Genomic DNA, 2317 nt, shown 5'->3' with positions numbered 1-2317 from the left:
ATGATCCTTATTTTTATTTAGCGATAAACTATGTATCATAAACCAATTCGTTGGTCGATAACTGCTCTCAAAAATGACTACAAAATTTGGTGGAAGTGTTCAGTAGATTTGAACCATCCCTCAATAGCAGCACCATGACCGGTGAGTACCTTTAGACCTATGCTTCTTGAAGTTAGATCATGAACAATATTAATAAGATGACGAAGATCTCTTCCTAGTCGATCGAGCTTCCAGACAATAAGGGTATCGCCTTCACGAAGCGCTTTAAGGCAATTTTGTAATCCAGGCCTATCGTCTTTTTTCCCTGACGCATAATCTTGATAAATATATTCTTTTTTAACACCAGCAGTTAACAAAGCATCAGTTTGTAAATCAGTTGTTTGTGAACCGTCTGATTTTGAGACGCGCGCGTATCCAATGAGCATTTTTTGTCCCGTAGTATATTAGTCACATAAACGTTCGGTTATGTGACTAATGGGGTTGATTACTAATAACATAATAAAATAGTAACTTAACTGGTAACTTAAATAAAGTTAATTAAAGCCCTGAAAATTTGATTATGTTATGAAAGATTCGAAATCTGGACATATGGATTTAGAGACCACATTCTTATATTCATATCATAATGAATTACGTTATTATTTGAATATGAAAAATGAAACCATCATTTAGTTAAACTATTTTTGTCAATTCTTGATTTTGTACCGGCTAAGTAGTACAATTTAGTTATGAATAAAAAGACTAAACAATTAAAAGAATATATTGTCTTTAATGGATCAAAATTCACCATTGAATGGTATTTTGATTCTAAAGGGAGAAGTGCTGCTCTGGATTATTTTGAAGCGCTCAACGATAACGAGCAAATCAAATCATTAGGTTTATTTGAACTTATGGGCAATATTGGTGAAATTAAAAATAAAACCAAATTTAATTATGAAGGCGAAAAGATTTATGCATTTAAACCTCAGCCGCATCGGTTTTTATGTTTTTTCTTTTCCGGAAGTAAGGTGATTGTCACTAATGCGTTTCATAAGAAAACAAACAAACTACCAGCTGGTGAGAAGCAGCGCGCATTAAAGTGTAAAGAAGATTATGAAATACGAGTCAATCGAGGTGACTATTATGAATAAGCCTATGTCAACGTATGAGCGAAAAATGCAGGATAAGCAATTTAAAAAAGCGTATGAGCAACATTATAAAGAATTGCTCTTTTCCGAATTACTTATTTCTATTATGGAAGATGATGATAAGTCCGTACGAGATTTAGCAAAAGAAGCAGGCATATCTCCATCTGTTATCCAGGATCTTCGTTCAGGAAAACAAACTGATATAAGAGTAAGTAATTTAATAAAAATAGCTAAATCTTTTGGTTATGAAGTGGTGTTGCAGAAGGGCGAGGAGCGCTTGGCTTTGCATGATGATATTAGAAACGATAAACATCATCTAAGTGTAGTGGCTTCTGCTGGTTATTAAATTAATCCCGTCTAACTCCAAAGATCTAACGATTTTGGGGTAGATAGGTTCATATTCAAAATAAGTAGCTTTAAGGTCACAAATTGTGATCTTAAAGTTTTTTGTTTATTAAAGAAAGTGGTTCATAGAAAATTGATAGCAATCTAGAGAGTAAAATCCAGATGAATTCTTTTGTCATAAATACAGAGTTAGATCACGCCGAAAAGTCTGTAACTCGGATCACGATGGATTGGGAGTCACCAATACCTTTCGCAATTACTACACAGGAAGAGACAACATATCCTTTGCAAGCGCTTCCCACCATCTTACAAAAAACAGTTTCCGATTATCAGCAATATGGCCAACAGCCAATTTCACTCATTGCGTGTGGTGCATTAGCTAATGTGTCTTTGGCTTGTCAATCGTTAGCCAATGTGGCAAGAGATAATTATTTAATTAGTCCTGTTTCCTTATATTTCATAGTATTAGCAGCGAGCGGTGAAAGAAAATCAGCATCTGATAATTTATTTTCACAAGCTGCCAGAAATTGGGAAGAAAAAGTACGCTCTCAGCGTTTGCCTATGGTCAATGCAGCTAAAGTGTTGCATCGCGCTTGGAAAATGCAATGTGACGAGCTGACTTATCGATTAGGGAGTGTAATTTTTATGGTTGACAATAGATGTTAAAACGGTAATACTAGCTTCAATTAAAAACCTGTTAGGTGCTATTGTGGCAAAGTATTATGGAAGTGTAATTTTTATGGTTGCCACTAACTAACTAAATAGATGCAACTACAGTTTTCCAATTTAGATCCCAATCATTGCTAGCAATAGCTGCTCGAAGTTGCAAAATTGGATCTAATCCC

At 34.7% G+C, this 2317-nt stretch carries 3 protein-coding genes and 1 pseudogene; 3 read left to right on the top strand and 1 reads right to left on the bottom strand.

Translation table 11 applies throughout. The annotated features are described in order from the left end of the window. Window positions 1-119: 119 nt before the first annotated feature. A pseudogene (locus ELY15_RS15220) lies at window positions 120-425 on the bottom strand (recombinase family protein); the annotation flags it as partial. Between the two features lie 303 nt (window positions 426-728). On the opposite strand from ELY15_RS15220, the gene ELY15_RS15215 reads away from it, so the two are divergent. From ELY15_RS15215 to ELY15_RS15205, 3 genes are all read left to right on the top strand, one after another. Next, the gene (locus ELY15_RS15215; protein ID WP_127101520.1) at window positions 729-1130 is read left to right on the top strand and encodes a type II toxin-antitoxin system RelE/ParE family toxin; all 402 of its coding nucleotides are present in this window, start codon (window positions 729-731) and stop codon (window positions 1128-1130) included. Next, a complete protein-coding gene (locus ELY15_RS15210) occupies window positions 1123-1473 on the top strand; it encodes a helix-turn-helix transcriptional regulator (RefSeq protein ID WP_127101518.1) in 351 nt (116 codons plus the stop codon). The genes ELY15_RS15215 and ELY15_RS15210 overlap by 8 nt, the downstream gene beginning before the upstream one ends. A gap of 161 nt (window positions 1474-1634) precedes the next feature. Then, window positions 1635-2138, top strand: a complete 504-nt coding sequence (locus ELY15_RS15205) for a DUF3987 domain-containing protein (protein ID WP_233586846.1) — start codon at window positions 1635-1637, stop codon at window positions 2136-2138. The last annotated feature ends 179 nt before the right edge of the window (window positions 2139-2317 follow it).

This window comes from Legionella sp. km772, from assembly GCF_003989735.1.
GTDB lineage: Bacteria > Pseudomonadota > Gammaproteobacteria > Legionellales > Legionellaceae > Legionella.
This window is presented reverse-complemented; position numbering and strand designations above follow the sequence as displayed.

Coding starts and splice junctions, on each gene's coding strand:
- ELY15_RS15215 (WP_127101520.1), top strand. CDS start 729: ATGAATAAAAAGACTAAACAATTAAAAGAATATATTGTCTTTAATGGA.
- ELY15_RS15210 (WP_127101518.1), top strand. CDS start 1,123: ATGAATAAGCCTATGTCAACGTATGAGCGAAAAATGCAGGATAAGCAA.
- ELY15_RS15205 (WP_233586846.1), top strand. CDS start 1,635: ATGAATTCTTTTGTCATAAATACAGAGTTAGATCACGCCGAAAAGTCT.